At 59.5% G+C, this 22,375-nt stretch carries 20 protein-coding genes and 6 tRNA genes; 2 read left to right on the top strand and 24 right to left on the bottom strand.

The window, feature by feature from the left end:
• Positions 1 to 6: 6 nt before the first annotated feature.
• Together ACKUUJ_RS04465 and ACKUUJ_RS04460 are read right to left on the bottom strand one after the other, a co-directional pair.
• Positions 7 to 1,245 (bottom strand): sensor histidine kinase KdpD, encoded by a 1,239-nt coding sequence (locus ACKUUJ_RS04465; protein WP_117770431.1) that lies wholly within the window; start codon positions 1,243 to 1,245, stop codon positions 7 to 9.
• Positions 1,246 to 1,270: 25 nt separating this feature from the next.
• Positions 1,271 to 1,966 carry a response regulator transcription factor gene (locus ACKUUJ_RS04460; RefSeq protein WP_117786109.1) on the bottom strand — a complete coding sequence of 232 codons (696 nt, stop codon included), beginning with the start codon at positions 1,964 to 1,966 and terminating at the stop codon, positions 1,271 to 1,273.
• A 197-nt stretch (positions 1,967 to 2,163) separates the two neighbouring features.
• Here ACKUUJ_RS04460 and ACKUUJ_RS04455 point away from each other — a divergent pair, with 197 nt between their 5' ends.
• The gene (locus ACKUUJ_RS04455; protein ID WP_409064787.1) at positions 2,164 to 3,504 is read left to right on the top strand and encodes a D-alanyl-D-alanine carboxypeptidase family protein; all 1,341 of its coding nucleotides are present in this window, start codon (positions 2,164 to 2,166) and stop codon (positions 3,502 to 3,504) included.
• A gap of 133 nt (positions 3,505 to 3,637) precedes the next feature.
• Here ACKUUJ_RS04455 and ACKUUJ_RS04450 read toward each other — a convergent pair.
• The 7 genes from ACKUUJ_RS04450 to serS form a co-directional block, all read right to left on the bottom strand.
• Positions 3,638 to 3,728 (bottom strand) — tRNA-Ser (locus ACKUUJ_RS04450).
• A gap of 92 nt (positions 3,729 to 3,820) precedes the next feature.
• Positions 3,821 to 6,262, bottom strand: coding sequence for a tetratricopeptide repeat protein (locus ACKUUJ_RS04445; protein ID WP_409064786.1), 2,442 nt, complete (start codon positions 6,260 to 6,262; stop codon positions 3,821 to 3,823).
• 374 nt (positions 6,263 to 6,636) lie between these two features.
• Positions 6,637 to 6,713, bottom strand: a tRNA-Arg gene (locus ACKUUJ_RS04440).
• A 378-nt stretch (positions 6,714 to 7,091) separates the two neighbouring features.
• Positions 7,092 to 7,168 (bottom strand) — tRNA-Arg (locus ACKUUJ_RS04435).
• Positions 7,169 to 7,522: 354 nt separating this feature from the next.
• Positions 7,523 to 7,599, bottom strand: a tRNA-Arg gene (locus ACKUUJ_RS04430).
• A gap of 77 nt (positions 7,600 to 7,676) precedes the next feature.
• Positions 7,677 to 8,054 carry a hypothetical protein gene (locus ACKUUJ_RS04425; RefSeq protein ID WP_195239558.1) on the bottom strand — a complete coding sequence of 126 codons (378 nt, stop codon included), beginning with the start codon at positions 8,052 to 8,054 and terminating at the stop codon, positions 7,677 to 7,679.
• Positions 8,055 to 8,227: 173 nt separating this feature from the next.
• Complete coding sequence (gene serS, locus ACKUUJ_RS04420; protein ID WP_409064785.1) at positions 8,228 to 9,511, bottom strand: serine--tRNA ligase; 1,284 nt, start codon at positions 9,509 to 9,511, stop codon at positions 8,228 to 8,230.
• Positions 9,512 to 9,622: 111 nt separating this feature from the next.
• Here serS and ACKUUJ_RS04415 point away from each other — a divergent pair, with 111 nt between their 5' ends.
• Entirely contained in the window at positions 9,623 to 9,796 is a 174-nt protein-coding gene (locus ACKUUJ_RS04415) for a DUF6724 family protein (protein ID WP_006235069.1), read from the top strand.
• A 157-nt stretch (positions 9,797 to 9,953) separates the two neighbouring features.
• Here the strand turns inward: ACKUUJ_RS04415 and proC are convergent, their stop codons facing one another.
• The 15 genes from proC to ACKUUJ_RS04340 form a co-directional block, all read right to left on the bottom strand.
• Positions 9,954 to 10,724, bottom strand: a complete 771-nt coding sequence (gene proC, locus ACKUUJ_RS04410; RefSeq protein ID WP_409064784.1) for a pyrroline-5-carboxylate reductase — start codon at positions 10,722 to 10,724, stop codon at positions 9,954 to 9,956.
• Positions 10,725 to 10,797: 73 nt separating this feature from the next.
• Positions 10,798 to 11,268, bottom strand: a complete 471-nt coding sequence (gene rlmH, locus ACKUUJ_RS04405) for a 23S rRNA (pseudouridine(1915)-N(3))-methyltransferase RlmH (protein ID WP_138339724.1) — start codon at positions 11,266 to 11,268, stop codon at positions 10,798 to 10,800.
• Positions 11,269 to 11,274: 6 nt separating this feature from the next.
• The gene (locus ACKUUJ_RS04400; protein WP_117848150.1) at positions 11,275 to 12,213 is read right to left on the bottom strand and encodes an SPFH domain-containing protein; all 939 of its coding nucleotides are present in this window, start codon (positions 12,211 to 12,213) and stop codon (positions 11,275 to 11,277) included.
• 306 nt (positions 12,214 to 12,519) lie between these two features.
• Positions 12,520 to 12,606: transfer RNA gene (locus ACKUUJ_RS04395), tRNA-Leu, on the bottom strand.
• 43 nt (positions 12,607 to 12,649) lie between these two features.
• Entirely contained in the window at positions 12,650 to 13,567 is a 918-nt protein-coding gene (locus tag ACKUUJ_RS04390) for a TatD family hydrolase (protein WP_409064783.1), read from the bottom strand.
• Complete coding sequence (gene rsmA / locus ACKUUJ_RS04385; RefSeq protein ID WP_409064782.1) at positions 13,557 to 14,417, bottom strand: 16S rRNA (adenine(1518)-N(6)/adenine(1519)-N(6))-dimethyltransferase RsmA; 861 nt, start codon at positions 14,415 to 14,417, stop codon at positions 13,557 to 13,559. The genes ACKUUJ_RS04390 and rsmA overlap by 11 nt, the downstream gene beginning before the upstream one ends.
• A 107-nt stretch (positions 14,418 to 14,524) precedes the next feature.
• Entirely contained in the window at positions 14,525 to 16,126 is a 1,602-nt protein-coding gene (gene metG / locus ACKUUJ_RS04380; protein ID WP_409064781.1) for a methionine--tRNA ligase, read from the bottom strand.
• Positions 16,127 to 16,195: 69 nt separating this feature from the next.
• Positions 16,196 to 17,074, bottom strand: a complete 879-nt coding sequence (gene rsmI / locus ACKUUJ_RS04375; RefSeq protein ID WP_409064780.1) for a 16S rRNA (cytidine(1402)-2'-O)-methyltransferase — start codon at positions 17,072 to 17,074, stop codon at positions 16,196 to 16,198.
• Between the two features lie 6 nt (positions 17,075 to 17,080).
• A complete protein-coding gene (locus ACKUUJ_RS04370) occupies positions 17,081 to 18,142 on the bottom strand; it encodes a glycoside hydrolase family 5 protein (protein ID WP_368143561.1) in 1,062 nt (353 codons plus the stop codon).
• A gap of 478 nt (positions 18,143 to 18,620) precedes the next feature.
• Positions 18,621 to 18,693 (bottom strand) — tRNA-Phe (locus tag ACKUUJ_RS04365).
• A gap of 135 nt (positions 18,694 to 18,828) precedes the next feature.
• The gene (locus ACKUUJ_RS04360; protein WP_195445762.1) at positions 18,829 to 19,113 is read right to left on the bottom strand and encodes a ribbon-helix-helix domain-containing protein; all 285 of its coding nucleotides are present in this window, start codon (positions 19,111 to 19,113) and stop codon (positions 18,829 to 18,831) included.
• Positions 19,113 to 19,379: a hypothetical protein gene (locus ACKUUJ_RS04355; protein ID WP_409064779.1), complete on the bottom strand. Its 267-nt coding sequence runs from the start codon at positions 19,377 to 19,379 to the stop codon at positions 19,113 to 19,115. The genes ACKUUJ_RS04360 and ACKUUJ_RS04355 overlap by 1 nt, the downstream gene beginning before the upstream one ends.
• A gap of 58 nt (positions 19,380 to 19,437) precedes the next feature.
• On the bottom strand, positions 19,438 to 19,797 hold the full coding sequence (locus ACKUUJ_RS04350) for a DUF192 domain-containing protein (RefSeq protein ID WP_409064778.1): 360 nt from the start codon (positions 19,795 to 19,797) through the stop codon (positions 19,438 to 19,440).
• Positions 19,794 to 20,270, bottom strand: coding sequence for a hypothetical protein (locus ACKUUJ_RS04345; protein WP_409064777.1), 477 nt, complete (start codon positions 20,268 to 20,270; stop codon positions 19,794 to 19,796). The genes ACKUUJ_RS04350 and ACKUUJ_RS04345 overlap by 4 nt, the downstream gene beginning before the upstream one ends.
• A complete protein-coding gene (locus ACKUUJ_RS04340) occupies positions 20,270 to 22,330 on the bottom strand; it encodes a hypothetical protein (RefSeq protein ID WP_409064776.1) in 2,061 nt (686 codons plus the stop codon). Before ACKUUJ_RS04340 ends, ACKUUJ_RS04345 begins: the two co-directional genes overlap by 1 nt.
• Positions 22,331 to 22,375 lie beyond the last annotated feature (45 nt).

The raw sequence follows: 22,375 nt of genomic DNA, 5'->3' as shown, positions 1-22,375 counted from the left end.
CGCTGGCTATGCGGCGGGCAGCTCGATGGTGAATATCGTGTGTTCGGGCGTCGATTCACATGCAACGGTACCGCCGTGTGCCGCGATGATCTCCTTGGCAATAGCAAGGCCCAGACCGGCACCACCGCGATTGGTCGCACGCGCCGCATCCAGGCGATAGAACTTCTCAAAGATCACCTTGAGCTTAGCCGCAGGGATAGGATCGCCCTGATTGATAAAGCGAACGCGCACGCCGCCATCGTCTTGGCGCCCGGCCTCAATCGTGATAGTCGAGCCCTCATAGCTATAGGCGACGGCGTTTTTCATGATGTTGTTGAACACGCGAGCCATCTTGTCGCCATCCACGAGCACCGTCAGGTCCTCGTGGATATCAACTTGGGCTTCCTTATGCTGCTCGTTGAGGATGGGATAGAACTCGTCAGCCACCTGAGCCAGCAGCAACCCCAGATCAACATAGCCGCGCGTGAGCACGATATCGTGGAAGTCAAAGCGTGTGATATCGAAGAACTCTTCGATGAGTGCATCGAGCCGGTGCGCCTTGTCGAGAGCCACGCCCGTAAAGTGCGCACGTTGCTCAACCGGCAGCTCAGGAGCCTCTTGCAGCAGCGAAAGATAGCCCACCACACTGGCAAGCGGGGTGCGTAGGTCATGTGCCAAGTACGTGACCAGATCGTCCTTGCGATGCGACTCGTCACGCAAGGCCTGTTGCACCTTGCGCTCACGGTCACGCACGCGGTTAAGGGCGCCCTCGACCTCCAAGAAGTCGCCGTCGATGTTGTCCCAGGTGTCGGGGTGATCGATCAGGCGATCTTGAATACGAGCGGCCAGCACACAATCGGCATGCTGCTCGCCCTGTTCGTAGCCCTGGTAGTACAGGGCGCGGCCACACAAGAACAGCACGCACGCGGCAAGCGCCAGCACAAAGCCAAGCATGTTGAATACAAAGCCGGCATCGAACAGCACCGGCCCTTCGATGCCGCCGAGCGCCATGGCGCCAATCGCCAACGTCATGGCCCACGCGGCGCCGCCAATCACCATGCAGCGGCGCACGATCTCAAATCGATCGATCAGCAAAAAGCCGGCAAGCAGCACCGTCAAGATTCCGGCGATGTTGTCGATGCCAATCAGCAGCAGGCTCAGCAAAAAGAGCAGCACCGTTGCAAGCGCGCGGTTGTCGACGACCGACCTCACGTATTCAAAGAGCCGATCGGGTACCTCGAATGCCTGCCTATCGTCTTTTGTCATATCCACTTCCCCACCATCAAAGGCGCTATTCGATGATGTAGCCGACGCCCCAGACGTTTTTGATAAAGCGTGGCTTTTGTGCGTCGTCGCCGATTTTTTCGCGCAAGTGGCGAATGTGCACCATCACCGTATTGTTGGAGCCGGGCATAAAATCCTCGCTCCACACCGCGCGGAACAGGTCCTCCACGGCCACCACGCTGCCGCGATGCTCGACCAGATACAGCAAGATTGAATACTCGGTGGGTGTGAGGCGTACCGGTGCACCGTCCACCGTCACGGAACGAGCGTCGCGGTTGATCTCCAAGCCGTCGAGCTGAATGGTCGGCGACTCGGCCGCCTGTGCACGGCTACCGTAGCTGGTGTAGCGGCGAAGCTGAGCGTGCACGCGCGCGATGAGCTCCAGCGGACGGAACGGCTTAACCACGTAATCGTCCGCGCCAAGCGAAAGGCCCCCGATCTTGTCTTGCTGGGCATCGCGCGCCGTCAGCATGATCACGGGATAGGTATGGCTGGAACGGATCGTACGCAGCAGCTCAAACCCATCGATATCGGGCAGCATGACATCTAGCAGCGCCAAATCGAACTCCTGCTCCAAAATCGCCTTGGCAGCATCGGCCCCGCTATAGGCAATCTGGACATCAAAGCCCTCTTTTGTAAGGTAGATGCCAACCAAGTCGGCGATGGCCTTTTCGTCATCAACTACCAGTATGCGCTCGTTCATGCGTGCTCCTCTCGCGCTCCATTATGCCTGAGGCGACGCACGCCACACACAACAAGCGTGGGTGATTAAGTCGGTCTTAAGCACCCTTGTGCCCGTTCGAACGCGGATGTGGGCCACGCACGCACGCGATGATCGCCGACGCCGACAAACGATATACTCTAGTTCCAGAAGAGACCATCCCGTCGAAAGCGAAATCCGTGAAGCCCCTCACCTCTTTTGCAAAGCGCTCAGCCCAGCTTGCCGCCGGCTTTGTCTGCGCTATCGCCCTTGCCGCTGGCGTGCCCACCGTCGCCGGCGCCCAAGTGCTCACGACCGACAATGTTTGCGGCAAAACCGCCGATGCGCGCGGCATCACGGCCGAAAACCTGCCCGATATCGATGCGACCAATGCCCTCGTCATGGGCAAAGACGGCACCGTCTACTATGCCCGCGGCGCCGATGAGCAGGTCAAGATCGCCTCGATCACCAAGGTCATGACCGCAATCCTAACCGTCGAGAATTGCAAGATGGACGAGAAGGTCACGGTGAGCAACGCCGCAGCCACCGTGGGTAATTCGACCGCCGGTTTGCTCGAAGGCGACGAGCTTACCGTGGAGCAGGCACTGCGCGGCCTGATGATTCCCTCGGGCAACGACGCCGCCATCGTGCTCGCTGAATATGTGGGCAAGAAGATCGACCCTAAGACCAAAGACGCCGAGGCCACATTTGTGAAGGCCATGAACGAGCGCGCTAAGAAGCTCGGCTGCACCGGTACGCTTTTTGAAAACCCGCATGGTCTGGACTTTGATGAGTGGGCTGGCGATATGCACTCAACCGCACACGACGTAGCGCTGATGATGCAGGAGGCCATGAAAAACGACACGATCCGCAAGGTCGTAGCGAGCGAGGATTCCTGGATCGAGGTCACGGGCGCCGACGGCACCGACCATTCGCATTCCATGGACACGCATAACTATTTGCTGGGCCAAGATGGCAACATCGGTGGCAAGACTGGCACCACCGACGATGCAGGCTATTGCTTTACGGGTGCCTACAACCGCGATGGCGACGAGATCTACACCGTCGTTTTGAACTCCACCACCACCGACCAGCGCTTTACCGATACCGCAACCCTTGCCAATTGGTACTACGGCCACAAGGCGACGGTCGCGATCGCCAACACGCAGGAAAAGACTGCCAACGGCAACCCGCTTATGGCGCGCATTAGTCAAACCGACTGGACGGATAAGACGATCGACGCCACGCTCGCCGATCCCACGGCGCAAGCGACCGTATTTTCCCTTGCCGGCGAGGTGACCGAAAAGGTTAGCTACGACGATCTTTCGGGCACGGTGCATGTGGGCGACAAGGTGGGCAGCGTTACACTCAAGCAGAACGGCACCAAGATCGCCGTTATGGACCTGGTCGCCGACGAGGAAGGCGCAGGGCCGAATCCCATTGAATGGCTACTCGTGAAGCTCGATCGCTTGGGCCGTCGTATCGACAACCGCCCGCTCACAGCCGAGAGCGAGACCGTAGCCAAGGCGCCCGAGATGTAAGATCGAAGAACAATACACTCGCTGAAAGGAGGTGTCCGAAAGGATGCCTCCTTTTTTTGAGGGTTCGAATCCCCAGCGCCCTTTCTCGATAATAAAAAAGGGCCCCCGATGGGACCCTTCTTTAAAGTTAAACTGGCGGAGAGCTGGGGATTCGAACCCCAGATGCCCTTTTGGGGCATACTCGCTTAGCAGGCGAGCACCTTCGGCCTCTCGGTCAGCTCTCCGTAACAGCCGTTCTATAGTAACCAAACAGCCAAGGATGGGCAAGAGGAAATTTTCTAATTGCCTAGCATCCTTTCCTCCTTGGAGGCTTCGCCTACCCCAGCGAGCGGTTGAGGGAGCCGAGCTCGTCGTTGCCCATGGTGCGCCACATTTGGAAGATGCAACCGCGTGCCAGGAAAAAGAAGCCGTTGTCGACCAGTTGCACAGCGGCATCTGCCAGCTGATTCGTCACGGCGGACACTGGCGGCAGCTCGAGTCCAGCCTTGCGGATGGTCTCGACCGCCTCCTCGAACGTCGGAGGCTCGCTGACGCCCATCTCATTCATAAGGCCCTGCATTTCTTCCAGCGCGCTACTGCCCGACTCCTCGCCGCGCGGCACCAGACGGTAACAAGCCAGCGCCAGGTCGAGCTGATCGCAATTCCAATAGGCAAACGCCAAGCGATAGAACAGGTAGCCGATTGCAGAACGATCGCTGGCAATACGTAGGCCGTGGCGCGCCACCTCGATAATCTCGTCAAAGCGCTCCAGACGCGCAAGCACGTTGATGAGCGCAAAGTGCGATTGCATGGACGAGCGTGCCAGATCGTAAAGATGGCGCACCTCGGGCAGTGCTCGTTCAAAGTCCTCTTGCTCGGCGTAAAAGCTGCAGATCTCGTGCTGGGCAAAGTACAGCGCATCGGGCGCACGAAGGATTCGCACAGAGCGGTCTTCTTCCAACACCGGTAGCACCATGCGTACCAGCTGGTTATCGCAAAACTGCGTTTGAACCGGACCTGTCGCCAAAAGCTCGGCGACGGCGCACTTAGCCTCCAACTCCTCGACAAGACGGGAAAAGCCTTCAAAGGCACCTGTACGGTCGACTTTTGCCTGCTCGCGCAATTCAACAACGCGGGCCACGTATGGGTCGTCGTCCTCTTCCATGACCTCCAACTCGTCAGCCGTATCGGCAAGCAGCAGATCGCGCAGCGCCGGCGGAAGTGTGCGATGGTCATCACGCGGACGAGCATGAACCTCCGCAGGCTCAATCGTCTCCGGAGCGGTTGACTCATACGCCTCAAGCACACGCTTGCACGGCATATCGTCCATGTCCATGCTCTCAAGATCCTTGGCGACAGGCACGCAATCGGCCAGATAGGCCGCGCGCCCAAAGAAATACGTTGCGACAACGCGCTCGCCCTGCTCCCTGTCGGGAGCAGCAATCTGCACATAGCAGCGCGTGATGCAGGTGCCCGCGGCAAAACACGCTGCCGCAAGCGTCAGTGCCACGCGCGCATCGTGCTCCGCGGCCCAGATCGCGCGCATGTCCTCGTCCAGCTCGCGCCAGGCGTCATCCTGAGCGTCGTATTCACGTTGCGGCATGGCATCAACGACAGACCGCCCAAACCGAACGAGCATAATCCCCTCGGCAACGTTTGCCCGATAGGTATAGTCGAGCCGTGTGACCACGTTAAGCGCCTCGACAATACGCGCGAAGCGGGTACGCACATCCCACTCACCGCCCGGCTGGCAAGCCACCGTACCCGGTTTGCCCCACGGGTTATCGCTCGAGGCCGTATCGAGCAGTCGGGGAACATCGTTGGTCGTCTTGGCGATATGCCACGCATCAAAGAGCGCGCAGCCCTCAAGGCTCGGCGAGGATGCCGCAGGGGCCAATCCGGCCCCGATGCGCTCGAGGATGCCAGAGAGGCGGTTGAGACGGCACTCGATGGCAAGCAGCATGTCAATCTCGTCCTGGTCCAGCAGGCTACGATCAAAATTGAGATAGAAAAGCTTTGAGCGATCGATGCGAGCCAGGCTCATCTCGGACTTGGCGGCGATGGTGCGCAGTCGGGGCAAGTCGACCTCGCTCATAAGGGCGGCCGCATAACGCTCGATACCGCTCGGATTCTCGGCATGGTCGACACGGTAGAGCAGCGTCTCGATAGCGTCAGGTAGCGGTGCCGTGTTAAAGCCCAAAAACACCTCGACCGGCTCGGGCAACTTTACGAGCTTTATTTTGTCGACAACGTTTTGCATGTCCGCATCGAGACCGTCGACGCCCGCCGTGTTCGCAATAGCGCTTTCGGAGTTGGCAAATATCACGTAGCGCAAGAACATCGAGGCCATGAACTCGCCGTATGGAAGGGCGCGGGTCGAATTCCATGTCTCGTGGTCGGACTGCTCGCGCATGGGGCCTTCGGGAGAGCCGGCAGTTTGCGCACACGTACGCATTGCACCGTTGGCTTCCCTTACCATAATCTCACCAATACTGGAATCCGACTCGTCAAGGACCAGCTCCATGTCGGGATCGTTGGGCAGCGGAGCCTCGCTAACGGGGCGGTCCACCTTGTACACCTCACCCAAAACGCTTACGTAGCCCAAAAGCGACACATGGCTTTTGCCAACGAATTCGACGACATAACAAGATTCATGCTGGTCCTCGCCAAAGAGTTTCCAGACCACGCCATATGAGCGCCCCGCAGGCTGCTCGGGCATCGCCGGAAAGCGCTTCTTGGGATCGAGAAACCTGAGCTTGTATGTCGGACGCTCTGCCACGAAGTATCACCCTGATCGGTCGCTTGAAGAAGGAGTGGTCACGGATGGGCCGCGACACCTACTCGAAATCTTACACGAGTCGACAGGAAATAGTCCGCTTTACGCCTGCGCCTCGACCGAGGTTCGAATCCATGCAGCGGCGGCATAAAAGAAAAGCCCCCGTTGCCGGAGGCTTCAAGTTCAATTGGTGCGGCGTATAGGATTTCGCGCATCCGCTGCGCGGATCCGCACCGGCTTCGCCCGCCTGCCGGCGCGCTCGCCCGCGGGCTAAAACGCTCCGCGTTTTCTTCACGCCCGCGCCTCGACCGAGGTTCGAATCCATGCAGTGTTTACGTAAAAGAAAAGCCCCCGTTGCCGGGAGCTTTAATCTCAAATGGTGCGGCGTATAGGATTCGAACCTATGACGTTCTGATTCGTAGTCAGACCCTCTATCCAGCTGAGGTAACGCCGCGACTTGTTGATTATTATGCACATCGACTGAATAAAGGTCAAGCATTTTTCGAAAAAAGTTATCAAATTTGATTTTTACTCATTTAACACAGTCAATCGACTCGATGCTTTCAAACACGGCAAAAGCAACTTCTCAAGTATATCGACATATAAGAAAAGCCTCCGTTACCGGAGGCTTTAAAGTTCAGTTGGTGCGGCGTATAGGATTCCGCGCATCCGCTGCGCGGATCCGCACCGGCTTCGCCCGCCTGCCGGCGGACTCGCCCGCTCGCTAAAAACGCTCCGCGTTTTCTTGACGCTCGCGCCTCGAACGAGGTTCGAATCTCCGCAATGCCCCCGTAAAGGAAAAGCCCCCGTTTCCGGAGGCTTAAAACTCAATTGGTGCGGCGTATAGGATTCGAACCTATGACGTTCTGATTCGTAGTCAGACCCTCTATCCAGCTGAGGTAACGCCGCAACGCACGGATTATTATGCACGTGACCCCTCGATGGGTCAAGCGACAATTTGGAAAAATTTTACGAAGTAATGATTAAGATGCTCGCGCCTCGACCGAGGTTCGAATCCATGCGGTGTTGCCATAAAAGAAAAGCCCCCGTTGCCGGAGGCTTTCGATTTCGATTGGTGCGGCGTATAGGATTCCGCGCATCCGCTGCGCGGATCCGCACCGGCTTCGCCCGCCTGCCGGCGTGCTCGCCCGCGGGCTAAAACGCTCCGCGTTTTCTTTACGCCCGCGCCTCGACCGAGGTTCGAATCCATGCAGTGCCGACGTAAAAGAAAAGCCCCCGTTGCCGGAGGCTTTCGATTTCAATTGGTGCGGCGTATAGGATTCGAACCTATGACGTTCTGATTCGTAGTCAGACCCTCTATCCAGCTGAGGTAACGCCGCAGCGCAAGACATATAAAACCACTTTAGCTTATTGGAGTCAAGCACAATCTCAAACTTTTTTGTGGAACGCAGTTTTGTCATGCTGCTCCGCATATACCGCTGTTCCCCGTACGATCGATTGGCTTTTCGATCACGTCGAACTTGGCATCAAGTTCCCTCAGGAGCGATCTCACCCGCTGGGCACAATCATAATCGGCAAACGAGATACTCAGCATGCGCGCGACCTGGTTGGAAGTCCCAACTCCATAGAATTGCTCCAGCGCCACAAGCCCCTCGTGCGCCACAAACGTCTCGACCACATGCGGCGACTCCTCAAAGCACCATTGTGTCAACGGACCCTCACTCGTCTGCCGAACCACCAGGCCGCCCATGCCAGACGGCTCACACGTTACAAGCAGGTACTCCCCGCCCTCGTCGCTCTCAAACAAAACCACCCGATCATCAAACAGCTCCATCGCGTCCCCTTTCTCTCGCTCTTATTTAGCAAAAGCATAGCAGGTAGATGGCTGTATACAGAACAGTTGTTCGTGTGTTTTCTATTGAGCTGTCCGCACGGCATGGTATGGACCTGCGCACGAAATAGGGCGCCCCCGAAGGAGCGCCCTTGCATATCCCCTATGCAGGCAAGTTACGCGACCGGCTCGATCTTCTCGAGGCCGCCCATGTAAGGACGCAGAACCTCGGGAATCGTGATGGTGCCGTCGGCGTTCTGGTAGTTCTCCAGAATGGCGGCCATGGTGCGGCCGGCCGGCAGGCCGGAACCATTGAGGGTGTGCAGGTAGCGCGAACCCTTGAAGTTCTCGGGGTCGCGATACTTGATGTTGGCGCGGCGAGCCTGGAAGTCACCGCAGTTGGAGCAGGAGCTGATCTCCTTGTAGGCGTTGTAGCTCGGCAGCCAAACCTCGACGTCGTAGGTCTGACGGGCAGAGAAGCCCAAGTCGCCGGTGCACAGGCTAATCACGCGATACGGAAGGCCCAGCTGCTGCAGCAGGTACTCGGCCTCGGCGGTCATGCTCTCGAGCTCCTCGTCGGACTCCTCCGGCTTAGCGAACTTGACCATCTCGACCTTGTCGAACTCGTGCTGACGGATGATGCCGCGGGTGTCGCGACCGGCGGAACCGGCCTCCTCGCGGAAGCAGGGGGTGAAGGCGGTGTAGCGGCGCGGCAGGGTGTCGGCGTCGAGGACCTCGCCGGCGTGCAGGTTGGTGAGCACGACCTCGGCGGTGGGAATCAGGAAGTTGTCGCCCGAGACGTGGTAGGCGTCGTCCTCGAACTTGGGCAGCTGACCCGTGCCAAACATGGTCTGACGCTTGACGACGATGGGCGGCCACCACTCCTTAAAACCACGGCTGGTGTGCGTATCGAGGAAGAAGTTGATGAGGGCGCGCTCCAGGCGGGCGCCAGCGCCATCGAGAACGGTAAAACGGCTGCCGGAGAGCTTGTTGCCGCGCTCGAAGTCGAGGATGTCCAGATCGGTGCCCAGATCCCAATGCGGCTTAAAGTCGAAGTCGAACTCGCGCGGGGTGCCCCAACGACGGCGCTCAATATTCTCGTCCTCGTCCTTGCCGTACGGCGTGGCCTCGCAAGGAATGTTGGGCAGGTGAGCCATGAAGTCGTACTGCTCCTGCTCGAGAGCAGTACGGCGCTCGGCCAGACCGTCAATCTTCTCGTTGACGGCGCGCACGGCCTCCTTGGCGGCCTCGGCCTCGTCCTTCTTGCCCTCCTTCATCAGGGCGCCGATCTTCTTGGACTCGGCATTGCGCGTAGCCTGGAGCTCCTCGACCTCGGTGATGACGGCACGGCGCTCGTCGTCGAGCTCAAAGAACTTCTCGCGATCCCAAGACGTCTGGCGGTTAGCCATGGCGACATCGATGGCATCGGGGTTCTCGCGAACAAACTTGATATCAAGCATTAGATCCTCCGGCGATATACATTCCATTTAGGTTGCAACCTTGTACATGTATGGGCAAGTATATACTTATGAGCGTTTACGACCCAACTCAACTACGCAAGAAGGCACCCAATGGACGCAGTTTTTTCCTTTTTGTTTGGCACCCGCACCGGTTTTGCCATCCTTTTCGCCGGCGGCATCCTGTTATTTGCGATTCTTGCCTTTGTAATGGAGAAGCGTACCCATAAGATGTACGTCGACCGCGGACCCAAGTCCGAGGATGAGGAAGACAGCTTCTGGGACTAACCTGCCAAAAAGGGACAGGTTTATTTTGGTCTGTTTTATCTGGGCAAACGCAAGCGCCCCGCAACTGGAATTGAGCCAGTTGCGGGGCGCTTTTCGCATATACGACAAAACCGCAGGAAAAACCTGCCGAAATAAACCTATCCCTAAATGGCAGGTTTTACTGGAGGGTGGCGTCGATGGCCTTGACCAGGGCACTGCGCATACCGGCGTCCTCGAGCGCGACGACGCCCTTGATGGTGGCGCCGCCGGGTGAGCATACGGCATCCTTCATCGCCGCAGGATGCTGACCAGTCGCAAGCTGCAGCTTTGCCGTGCCCAGCACCATCTGGCTCACAATGCGATAGGCATCGGCGCGCGGGATACCGTGCTTGACGGCCGCGTCGCCCAAGGCCTCAATCGCCATGGCGACAAATGCCGGTGCGCAACCGCCCACGGTACCGCCCACAAACAGCAGACTCGAATCGAGCTCGACGACGGTGCCAAGCTTACCGAGCAGGTCGAGCACAACAGCACGTTGCTCGTCGCTGAGCGTAGAGGACTTCTCGCAGGCGATGACGCCCTCGCCCACCGAAACCGGCGTGTTGGGCACCGTCGAGATATGCGCGACACCCGGCAGGACCTTTTCCCACTTGGTACTGTCCCAAGTCCAGGCGACCGAAAGGACAACCTTGTCGGCTAGGACGTCCTTGAGCGGAGCGAAGACCTTCTCGATCATGTACGGCTTAACCGCGGCAACCACGATTTCGGATGCGGCGACAACCTCCGCCGCATCACGACAGGCAACCATCCCACGCGTCTCACAACGCTCAACCAAGGCGTCGTAGTGGCCCGCGCAGGCGCACATATCGCTCGCAGCCACACCGGCGGCGATCCAGCCATCGGCCATAGCACTCGCCATATTGCCAAAACCGACAAATCCAATCTTCATATCTCATAGTCCTCTCAGACACGCTCTTCAAAACGAAGGCTATTGTCCCACGGCATTGTTTCGTATTGCCGACCTATTTGTGATACGGCTCGCCACGGCTAATCTTGCAGGCGCGGTAGATCTGCTCCAGCAGCACCACACGCGCCAAGTTATGCGGCAAGGTAATGCGTCCAAAGCTGAGCATCTCGTCGGCCCGCGCGCGCACGTCATCGCTCACGCCGTCCGATCCGCCAATCACAAAGGCGATGTCGCTGTTACCACGCAGCATAAGATCATCGAGCCGCGCCGAAAGCTCCTCGCTCGAGCGCTCTTTGCCCTCAATGGCAAGCAGGATCACATGCGCTCGAGGCGGCAGGGCTGCAAGTATCGCCGCCCCCTCCTTGTCGCGCGCGGCATCCACGCCGCCCGCCTTAGCCGGGTCGATATCAGCCACCTCGCGGACATCCACCTTGGCATAGGCGCCCAGGCGCTTGGTGTACTCGGCGCACGCGTCCTTCCAAAAGCGCTCCTTGAGCTTACCGACGCAAACGACGGTGTACTTCACGCGCACCTACTCCTTCGAATCGTTTTGAACTTTGCCGGCGGTCAGCATCTGCTCGAACATCGAGGCCGACTGCGAGAAATCGCTCGGCAGCACGACCGTCGAGGTTTTACCCGTGCGAGCGAACTCCGTCATCATCTCGGACCACTGCGTAAACATGAACAGCTGGTTGGCCTCGTCGTTGCCGACACCCGTCTCCTGGATGATCTCGAGTGAATCCTTGATGCCCAGCGCGATGGCCTTGCGCTGGTTGGCGATGCCTTCGCCCGCCTTTTCCATAGCCTCGGCCTCGGCGGTCGCCTCGGTAACGCGCTTGATGCGGTCGGCCTCAGCGAGCTCCTGCGCAGCAGCGCGCTTGCGCTGGGCGGCGTTGATGTCGTTCATGGAGTTCTCGACCTCGGTCGGCAGCGCGATCTTGGTGATGAGTGTCGACACCAGGGTAAAGCCGTAGGCAGCCATCTGCTCGGACACGGTGGCATTAACGTCCTTGGCGATGTCATCCTTCTTGGCAAAGACCTCATCGAGCGTATAGACAGGGATGGAAGAGCGCAGGGCATCGGTGATGAAATCACGCATCTGGTCGACGGGCTCCTGCAGCATGTAGTAGCTCTTGTAGATGCCCGAATCTGCCGGGCCGGCGCCCATGTCATAGCTCACGTGGTACTGAGCAGAGACCTCAAGGCCGATGGTCACGTTGTCCTGGGTCTTAACGTCGATGCCAAAACCGTTTTTCATGGTGCGCAGACTCACCGTGGCGGCCTTGCGGTCGATCACGGGCACCTTCATGTGGAAGCCCGCGTTAACGATGCGGTTAAACTTGCCCAAACGCTCGATGATCACGGCATGCTGCTGTTCAACGACATAGCAGGCGTTGGGGAGCAGCAGCAACAAAATGATGATGGGAAGTAGAAGGCTCGTAAGAGCAGCGATAATACCGGACAACAGCATGGTCTCTCCTCTGATAGGCACACGTTGGCACTAGGATACCCGCACGAAGCAGCCACGTGACACCAACAGGAGGCCCATAACAAAAAAGCCCCCATTGCTGGGAGCTCTTTCAATCAATGGTGCGGGCGAAAGGACGTCCGCGTATCCGCTTCGCGGATCCGCACCGGCTTCGCCCGCCTGCCGGCGGACTCGCCAGCTCGCTAAAAACGCTCCGCGTTTTCTTTACGCTCGCTCCTTCACAGGTTCAAGTCCCCGCGATGGGCCCATAACAAAAAAGCCCCCATTGCTGGGAGCTCTTTCATTTAATGGTGCGGGCGAAAGGACTTGAACCTTCATGGGGTTGCCCCCATACGGACCTGAACCGTACGCGTCTGCCAATTCCGCCACGCCCGCGTGCAGGAATTAGAATAACGGAGCACCATCGCGAACGCAAGAACTATTTTTGAAAAAGTTTGCAGGCATTTTCCCAAGCTGCTCGCGCGATTGCCTCAGCATCCTCGCCGGTACGATCGACACGGTCGTTGACCAGCGTGTTTGCCGTGATAGAAATCATTGCCGGCTCGCACTCAAGACCACGAATGGGCTCCGGTGCCATATACGGGCAATCCGTCTCGAACAAAATGCGATCGAGCGGGGTCGCCGCAAATGCCTCGCGCACGTCGTCGTTGCGCTTAAAGGTGGCCGCGCCGCCATAGGCGATATAGCAGCCCAAACCCACAAAGCGCTCCATCGTGGCTCGATCCTCGCCAAAGCAGTGCAGCACGCAACCGGCCTGAGGCACACCCACCTCGCGCAACACGTTGTACGCATCCATATGCGAAGTGCGCTCCCCATCCGAGTCCTCGTGCCGCAGGTGCAGCTCCACCGGCACATTGCGGCGCACGGCAACTTCGAGCTGACGTGCCATGCAATCAATCTGCACGCTATGGGGCGCCGGCGCGATGTCGTCATCGTAATCCATGTGGTAGTCCAGGCCGATCTCGCCGATACCGGCGCACAAAGGATTATCGAGCGCGGCAACGACCTGCGCGTGAATGTCGTCGGTATAATCCGGCGCGCCATAGGGATGAACGCCAGCGAGATACTTGATCTGCGGAATATCCCGCATCGGTAGAATTTCGCGCACGAGCCAGTCGCTATAGTCCGTCACGCTGCGCTTGTCGGCGATGGGGTCGAGCATCGTCACCAACAGGTCGACGCCCGCGGCTTTCGCGCGCACGAGCGTCTCGGGCACTTCTTTGCCCCAAAACGAAAGCAGATGCGCATGCGTGTCGGCAAGCGGTGCCAAGGGCACGGGGCAGGCAACCGTCTTCTTTTTCTTGGTAAACGTCACGCGTTCGGCATTAGGCGTCATGGATTAGCTCCTGGGCCAGGCGGACAAAGTCAGCAACATCGAGCGTCTCAGCGCGCGTGGTGGGTGAGATACCGCAAGCCTCAAAGGCGGCATCGAGCACGTCCTTGGCAAAGCCGTTGGCGCTCATGGAATTGCGGATGGTCTTGCGACGCTGAGCAAATGCGGCGTCAATCACGCGGGCCACAAACTCGCGATCGAGTCCTTCGGGCACCACGCCGTCAACACGGTCGATACGCACGACGGCCGAGTCCACGTGCGGTGCCGGCATAAAGCAACGCGGCGGCACCTCAAAGCGACCCGTAACCTGCGCATACAGGCCCAGCTTTGCCGTATAGCCGCCATAGGTCTTGTTGCCCGGCGTTGCGGCAATGCGATCGGCAGCCTCCTTTTGAACCATGACGACGGCGCGCTTGAGCGCGGGCATCGTCTGGAAGAACTGAAGGATGATCGTCGCCGCCACGTTATAGGGCAGATTCGCGACAAATACCGTCGGCTCACCGCCCGCAGCCTGCTCAATCTGCTCCGGCGTTACCCTGAGCGCATCGCCCATGATAAAGCGGAAGTTGGCGTAGTCGGCGGCATGGGCATCGAGCACCGGCTCGAGCTCGGGATCGGCCTCGATCGACGTGACGCACGCCGCCTCCTGCAGCAGCGCAAGCGTGAGCGTACCAACGCCCGGACCAACCTCGAGCACGCGCTCATCGCCCGCAAGCTCGGAAAGCTCGCAAATGCGCTCAATTACATGGTTGTCGATCAGGAAGTTCTGGCCCAGGCGATGCTTGGTCGCAAGGCCAAACTCCTCCAGCAGCTCCCTTGTTGCCGTGGGGTTTGCCAAAGGCGAAGTTGTCATAGTTGCCTCCTTAGCATGGTAGCGGCGTCTTGAAACAAAAGGGCATGGACCGTTGCGGCCATGCCCTTACATCTAAACAGTAAATTGCCGATATGGCGCGCGGCGTCTTAGCCCAGACGCGGGAACAGCGGCTCGCCCTTCTCGACGGGCTGACCACCTGCAAGCAGGCCCCAAGCGCAAATGCCCTTGAGGTCGTCGGTCGCGGCCTCGTCCTCGCAGGACAGGCGGCGCAGGGCCTCGGCAGAGGTCTGGGGCATGAGCGGCATCAGCAGGTGAGCGGCAATGCGGATGGCCTCGAGCAGGTTGTAGATCACAAACGCCAGCTCGTCAGCCTTGGCCTCGTCCTTGGCAAGCGCCCAGGGCTCGGAGTCCTCGATGTAGTGGTTGGCGGCATGGATGAGCTCCATGACCTCGTCCTTGGCTCCACCGTAATCGAGCACGTCCATCTTGGCCATGTAGCGCTCGACCAGGCCATCGGCGATCTTTGCCAGCGGGTTTTCGAACGCATCGAACGACGCGGGCTTGGCGGGCGCGCAACCGTCAAAGTACTTGCCGCTCATGTTGAGCGAACGCGAGATAAGGTTGCCCCAGCTGTTGGCCAGGTCGGCGTTGTAGACCTGCTCCATGCGATCGAAGCTGATGGCACCGTCGGTGCCGGGGACGACGTCGGTCATGAAGTAATAGCGATAGCCCTCGACGCCCAGCATGTCGATAACGTCCTGCGGAGCGATGGCGTTGCCGCGGCTCTTGGACATCTTTTCGGCCTTGCCGGTCTCGGCATTGCGCACGGTCAGGAAGCCGTGGGCAAAGACGTGCTCGGGCAGGGCCTCACCGATGGCCATGAGCATGGCGGGCCAAATGACGCAGTGGAAGCGGATGATGTCCTTACCCACGATGTGGAACTGCGCGGGCCAACGATAGGCCAGCTCGGCACGCGCCTCGTCGGTGTCGACGCCGTAGCCGACGGCCGTCATATAGTTGAGCAGCGCATCGAACCACACGTAGGTCACGTGGCCCTCGTCAAACGGGACCTGAATGCCCCAGTCAAAGCTCGTGCGGCTCACGGAAAGGTCGTTAAGGCCGCCCTCGACAAAGCTGCGCACCTCGTTCATGCGGAACGCAGGCTCGACAAAGTCGGGGTGCTCGTCGTAAAGCTTGAGCAGCTTGTCCTGGAAGGCGGAAAGCTTAAAGAAGTAGGACTCCTCCTGCACGCGCTCAAGCGGACGGTGGCAGTCGGGGCACAGGTGCTGGCCGACGCTGCCGTACTCCTCGTCGCCCTTCTGGACCTGCGTATCGGTGAAGTAGGTCTCGTCAGGCACGCAATACCAGCCGTCGTAGCTGCCCTTATACAGGTAACCGGACTCCTTCATGCGCTCCCACAGGTACTGAACGGCATGATGCTGGCGCGGCTCGGTGGTGCGGATGAAGTCGTCGTTGGAAATCTCGAGCTTGCTCCAAAGCTCCTTGAAGTGCGGAGCCTGGCTGTCGGTCCACTCCTGCGGCGTCATGCCATGCTTGGCTGCGGCCTCGGCGACCTTCTCGCCGTGCTCGTCCATACCGGTCAGGAACTTGACGTTATAGCCGGCGGAGCGGCGATAGCGAGCCTGAACGTCGGCGATGATGGTGGAATAAGCCGTGCCCAGGTGCGGATCGGCGTTGACGTAGTAGATGGGCGTCGTGATAAAGAACGAAGGCTTGCTTTGATCCATGGGGTTTGTCCTCCAGAAAAACGTTGCATACAGGGGATGATTCTAGCGCAAGGGCTGGATATCCTCCATCTATTGCATATCGAGCACCATGGCATAGACATCGCGCTTGCGGCGCGAATACTTCTGAGACAGGCGCTTGGCCACCGCAGAGGCGGGCTCCCCCTCCTCGAGCGCGGAGCGGATATCCTCGCACAGGGCCTCGTCGGGATCCGCTGCCGCGGCGCCAACCGGCACGATACCGGCCTCCTCATCCTCGCTCGGCGGCGTGATGACCAGCGCAATCTCGCCCTTTACCTCGCCGCGAGCACGCAGCTCCTCGGCGAGCTGGGCAGCAGGCCCGCGCAAGACCTCCTCGTGCAGCTTGGTGAGTTCGCGGCAGACGGCAACCTCACGCTGGGGAAAGACCTCCGCCACGGCCTCGAGCGTCGCCACGATGCGGTGTGGAGACTCGTAGAAGATGAGCGCGCCGGGCACTACGGCAAGGCGCTGCAAACGGCGCACGCGGTCGCCGTGCTTTCGGCCCAAAAAGCCCTCGAAGAAAAAATGCTCGCAGGGAATGCCGGACGAAACGAGCGCCGTGACGCAAGCAGAGGGCCCGGGGATAACTTCGACGGGCACATCGGCCTCACGCGCTGCCTCGACCAGCGCCTGGCCGGGGTCGGACACACTCGGCATGCCGGCGTCCGAGGCAAAGGCGAGGGTCTCCCCCGCCAGCAGGCGGTCGACCAGGCCGGCGGCGCGACTGGCGATCACATTCTCGTCGCAACGGACAAGCGGCTTGGAAATGCCCAGATGCATCAGCAGCTTTGACGTCACACGCGTGTCTTCGCAGCAAATGGCATCAGCGGCGGCAAAGGCCTCGCCAACGCGCGGGGACAGGTCGCCCAGGTTGCCGATGGGCGTGCCGACCACATAGAGTTTGCCCGTATGGGCGCTGTTTTGCGTCATATCAACCTATTCAATCATGCCGCGCTCGAGCGTACCGAGTGCCGCGCGGGCGTCCCATGCTGCAATGCGCTTCTCGGTCTTCCACGTTTGGAAGAACCAACCGGCAGCCGGCGCAAACGAAGCCAGCTGGTTGGCGATAAACACGCGCTCGTAGGCATTGCGGCCCTCGGGCGTAACCGACGAGTTGGCAAAGATCGCCGCGCCCGACCATTCGCCCACCAGCACGGGGAACCCTGTCGAGATCGCTTCTTTAAGCTCGCGCTTGTTACGCGAAATCGCCGTCGTCAGCCCGCGGGGGCTCGTGATGTCGAGCGCGTACTCGTCGCGGTAATGGTACAGGTGAAGGTCCATGTAGACGTTCTTGTACTTGGCACCGCGCATAAAATGCTTCCACTCGCTGGGATGCCCCGAAGACGAGAAGACGACGATCTTATCCTCGGGCATATACGAACGGACGAGCTCGTAGGCATCGCGATAGAAATTGCGCAAGTAGTGGGCCGGAATTCCATCCGTCATGGTAAAGAGGCTCTTGCGGACGCTCATCTGCGGCGTGTCCAGCAGCTCAATGCCCAGCAGGCTCTCGGCCTCGCCGTAGCGATCGGCCAAGCGCTCGAGCACGTCGAGTGCGACATGACGGCCGTTGGTGGACGAATGCCACTCGGCAACAGCCTCCGGCGTGGTGGGCGAATCGTTGGAATCGCCCTGGCCACCGGGCACCGTCGCCAGATCGAGCAGCACGCGGATGTCGTACTTGGCAGCCCACTCAATTGCACGGTCGATGTAGTCGACAACCGAGATGTAGGACGCATCGGCCTCCTGCGAACCAAAGGCATACCAGGGCACCGGCAGACGCACGGCATTGAGACCGATCTGCGCCATGCGGCGAAAATCGTCCTCACTCACAAACGTCTCGTAATGACGGCGCATGCGCTCGTTATAGGCGGCGGTGCCCATGGCCTCCTGCAGCTCGGCCGCGTTGGATGCACCGGTCGCCGCGTATAGCGACGGGGTCACCCAAGGCTCGGGAATAAACCAGCCAGAGAGATTAACGCCGAGTATCCTCTCCATCACTGCCCCCTTCGGATCGTGCAGGCCAAACCTGCATCGTATTGCATAGGAAAAGTATCGTTTTGAGTATACCCGCGCGTACGGACAGACGACCGAACGGTCTGCAAAGTGGCGCAAAAGCGGGAGGAATGTCTGGGGCGAGCCCGAGCTAGTGCGCCGAGATGTGCACGCACGTCGGAAGCAAGCGCCGGAAAGCGCATCCCGCTCTAAAGCCCAATTCTGGGATGCATTTTCCGCGGAACCCTACATAAAAGAAAAGGACCCCTTTGCAGAGGTCCTAGTCAATTCAAGGTGGCGGGGAAGGGAATCGCGTCCGCGCGCTGCGCGGACGGACCGCCGCGGCGCTTGCGCGCCTTGCGAGCTACGCTGGAAAACGCTTGCGCGTTTCCTCAGCTCCGCGCCCTCACGGGGTTCGATTCCATGCATGGTCCACATAAAAGAAAAGGACCCCTTTGCAGAGGTCCTAGTCAATTCAAGGTGGCGGGGAAGGGAATCGAACCCCTGACACGAGGATTTTCAGTCCTCTGCTCTACCAACTGAGCTACCCAGCCATTTGAGGTGTGCCTTGTTTCAAGGCTTGATTAGTATAACCAAGGACGCGCTCCGGTCAACCGAGAATTTGAAAAAAGTTTTTGAGCACGGCGCCAGCCACAAGGCCGACCCTATAGAACAGCACGTTAGAGACATCAACCCACCGCAAGAAGTTTTTCGCTCAAGGCTGCACGGGCAAACTCACTTGGCGTCATTCCTTCAGCCGCCGCCCGACGACGAATCGCCTCCTTCATCCCTAGGGGAATCTTGACCGATAGCGTTGCCGTACCTTCGCTTGAGAGCGGAGGCCGCCCGTGCACGATCCCCCCAACGGTATGCTCGCCGTCCGGAAACCCGCCATGCTCGTACGACTCGCACCACGCGTCAATCATTTCATCCGTTACAACCTGACCATTGGCAGCCGTATACGCCTTGCTCATCATCGACCCCTCTGCCGAGCTTGCTCGATCTCTTGCCAGAATTTCTTCTGAACCGGAGACAGGGCATGAATAATGAGCCATCCACGAATTAGTTCGACTGCAACAAGTTCCACACTTCGACCATCTGGAAGCCATCCAATGGCAAGCCATCTCGGCGGCTCGTCCTCCGACTCGCGGCGAATGCACTCAGTAACCGCGAACCAGGCACCAAGCACTTGCTTTTCCGTCAAGTGTTTTTTGGCGTTGGGATGGATCTCAACATCCATGCATCTTCTCCTCCATCTTACCCAATTTCGTATGACGAAAGTCCGCTGTCGCCAATTCTTACGCCGGCACTTGTTGAAAGGCGGGAGGTGTAGCGAGGATTGAAGGGCGTTCCAGCACCGCCCAGGCACCGGGACAGGAACACATGCGCCAAGGACGGACGTTTTCGTAGCATGCGAGGATGCTGCCGTTTCGGTCGATAAAAGCAATGTCGATGGGGTAGGCCATAAAGCAGGTGTGGACCGAAGAGCAGCGTGGAAACGCCATGACGAGCGGCAACCCGTTGGCAGCAATCGGAGACCGTCCCAGCATGCCGCGCAGGCGCACGGCAAACGACTCCGCCACCACAAACTCGGCAGGCGTCCAACCCAGCCTGTTGAGCGCCCGCGCGTAGGCAATGTAGGATGAGACCGCGGTCACGTGACCACCCCCGGACGCCACGGGTCGACTGTCACCGCGCGCTCGTGCGACAACTGTGCCGGTGCCCCCAGCGAAACGCCGGCGATGCTGAGCGAGCTCGGCCACGGCTCATAGCGCATGATGCAGGTATAGGTCCTAAACGTGCCGGAAAGCGAGAGCAGACCGCCATCCGATGTCGTCGTGCCCTGTTCGCTCGAGACCTCAATCTGCACGTCACAGCCTTCCATGGCATGTTGGATCTGAGCCTGAACGGTCGCGGAGGCATCGATGGAGCTGCCATCGCCCTCCCCGCTCGGTGCCACGGCATGCGCTAGCACGATATCGGGCACCACGCGATCGAAGCGCGCGACCGCGCCGGCAAAGACCATGACGTTGTACACGATAAGCGCCAGAACCAGCAGGACGGGCGTGACCACGGCCATCTCGACCGTCGCCTGGGCGCGCTCCTCGCACAGGCGCGTGCGGATGCCCATTACGACCCACCGCCCAGGGCACCCGCCAGTGTGGCGACATCGACGGTAAGTGGGATGGAACCGCCGCCGGGCAGCGGAATCTCCGCAAGCGTGAACACCGTGCCGCTGATGGTGCGCTCGACTTGATATTCCAGCGCCTCGCAAAGCGCCTTGGGGTCGGTCACGCCCAGCGGAATACTTCGTAGCTTGTCCTGCACTTTAGAAAGACCTGTGATGTCAGACCCAGGGCTCTTGATGACATTGGCGGTGTCGGTCAGCACCGGCTTTCGCAGGCGCAAGTCGCACGGCTCCAAGCCCAGCGCCGCCACGGACGCCGAAACGGTATCGCCGAGCCACGATGCAATGGAGCCCAGCGCGCCACTGCTCCCTCCCAGGCCATCGATCATCTCGTCCATAAGCTCGTCGGCCGAGCCCTGGATGTCTCCGTATCCCACAAGTAGCCGTCCCCAAACATCCATGACGCCATCGAGTACGCCGGCAACGCCACCCGAACGTTCCTCCAACGTCGAGAAAAACCGCGAGAGAACGTTGTTCTGCGCCGTCGCGTCATCGGGCGCCAGCACCGCAGCAGAGATTGCTCCGCGATCGCCAAGCCTGACTGTCGTGTTAAACGAAGAGTTGAGCTCATCGGGGCTCGAGATGGCACCCGAAACCGCAAGGGCAACCACGCCATTTCGCCCGGGCGGGGCGATACGCGGACGCTCGCCCGAAAGCGTTTTAATAGCCTCGTCAAACGCATTGCCCGCACGGTCAGCCTCGTCCTCGGTCTGGCGCATGAGCTCAAGCTCTTTGTTGCGGCATTCGACGTAGTCTTCCAGAGCGTCTTTGAATCGATCAAAGTGGTACTCGAAGCCGTTTTCGATTGAAGTCGAAGGAGCCGCAACGGCGCCGAGCGACGAAACACCAAAATGGCATCTGTTGCATTTGTCCTGCCCGTCATAAGCAGCGACCGAGGCTAGCCCGCCTGGCGTCCCTTTCTTATAGTTGGGGCAACTCGTTCCGTAATGCAGATACGTCTTGCCATCGTTGGTACTGGTTGGCCACGCCGCATCGGTATAGAGCTCCGTCGCTCGCACCTCGTCAGTGTTGCGCGGCAACAGCGGAATATAGGAAGCGACTTCATCTCCGCCCTCGGTTACATATGCACGATTGACCTCTGTACTCGCATAGGTGTAAAACGCCTTGCGCGCCGCCGACTCCGCCTTCATCTCGACGCTTGAACCCTGCGGTTTTTCGTCTGCCAGACGCTGGTGATAGTAGGCCTTCGCGCGATCGAGCGCCACTTGCGGCTCCCACGTAACGCTCGAGGCATAATGCGGGTTCTGCTCACCTGAGAGCTTTGCCAAACTCCCCGCGCGTTCCCACATACATGAACAGCTGCCAATCGCGTTCTCGTCCGATCCACCGCAGTCGGCAAGCCAGGCGCGTTCCTTGGCCTTTGACGTTTTCTCGGACGCTTTCTGCAGTTCCTTGGCGGCATAGTCAAGGTCTTTTGAGGCGCTCTCGACGGCATCGGTCGAGATCTCGGACCCCTCGAGCGCAACGAAATCCGACTCGGACGTCCTGGGCACGGCAAGCGCCGTACCGGTATAGGTCGCACCCTCGGTATCCTGCGCCGACACGGCCTGCGTAGCTCGCGCAGCGACCAGATACGGTAGAGCCGTCTCGATTTTCTGCAGGCCCTTGGAGGCGCTTTTGGCAAACTTATTGCGCGTTTTAATGATCTCGATCCCCATGTCGACCATATCGCCCGCGGCAAGCTCGGCACCCGGAATAAGGATGGCGACCAAGCCGGTGCCGATCGTGGCAAACCCCGCTAGGCCCAAACTCAATATGCTCGCATCCACCACTGTCGCAGCCGTATGGTAGGACGCCACCACATTGGCGCCTGCCAGCGCGCCGCTATCGGCAGCCACCTGGGTGTCCCCCGCGCGCGACATGCTCCATATCGCCGCCGTCGACGAAAACAGCAACGTGAGCACCACCAAGATGACCACCGCAGAGGAGAGCGTGGTATAGGCACCGTCTTCGATAAACAGGTCGATCCCGGCTCGACCCATAAAGCCACCTCGCTTGCAGCGAGCACGCGGTCGGCAACGGCACGC

The organism is Collinsella sp. wc0583 (genome assembly GCF_046116915.1).
Lineage (GTDB): Bacteria > Actinomycetota > Coriobacteriia > Coriobacteriales > Coriobacteriaceae > Collinsella.
The sequence above is the reverse complement of the archived record's forward strand: the minus strand, read 5'-3'. Positions and strand labels throughout refer to the sequence as shown.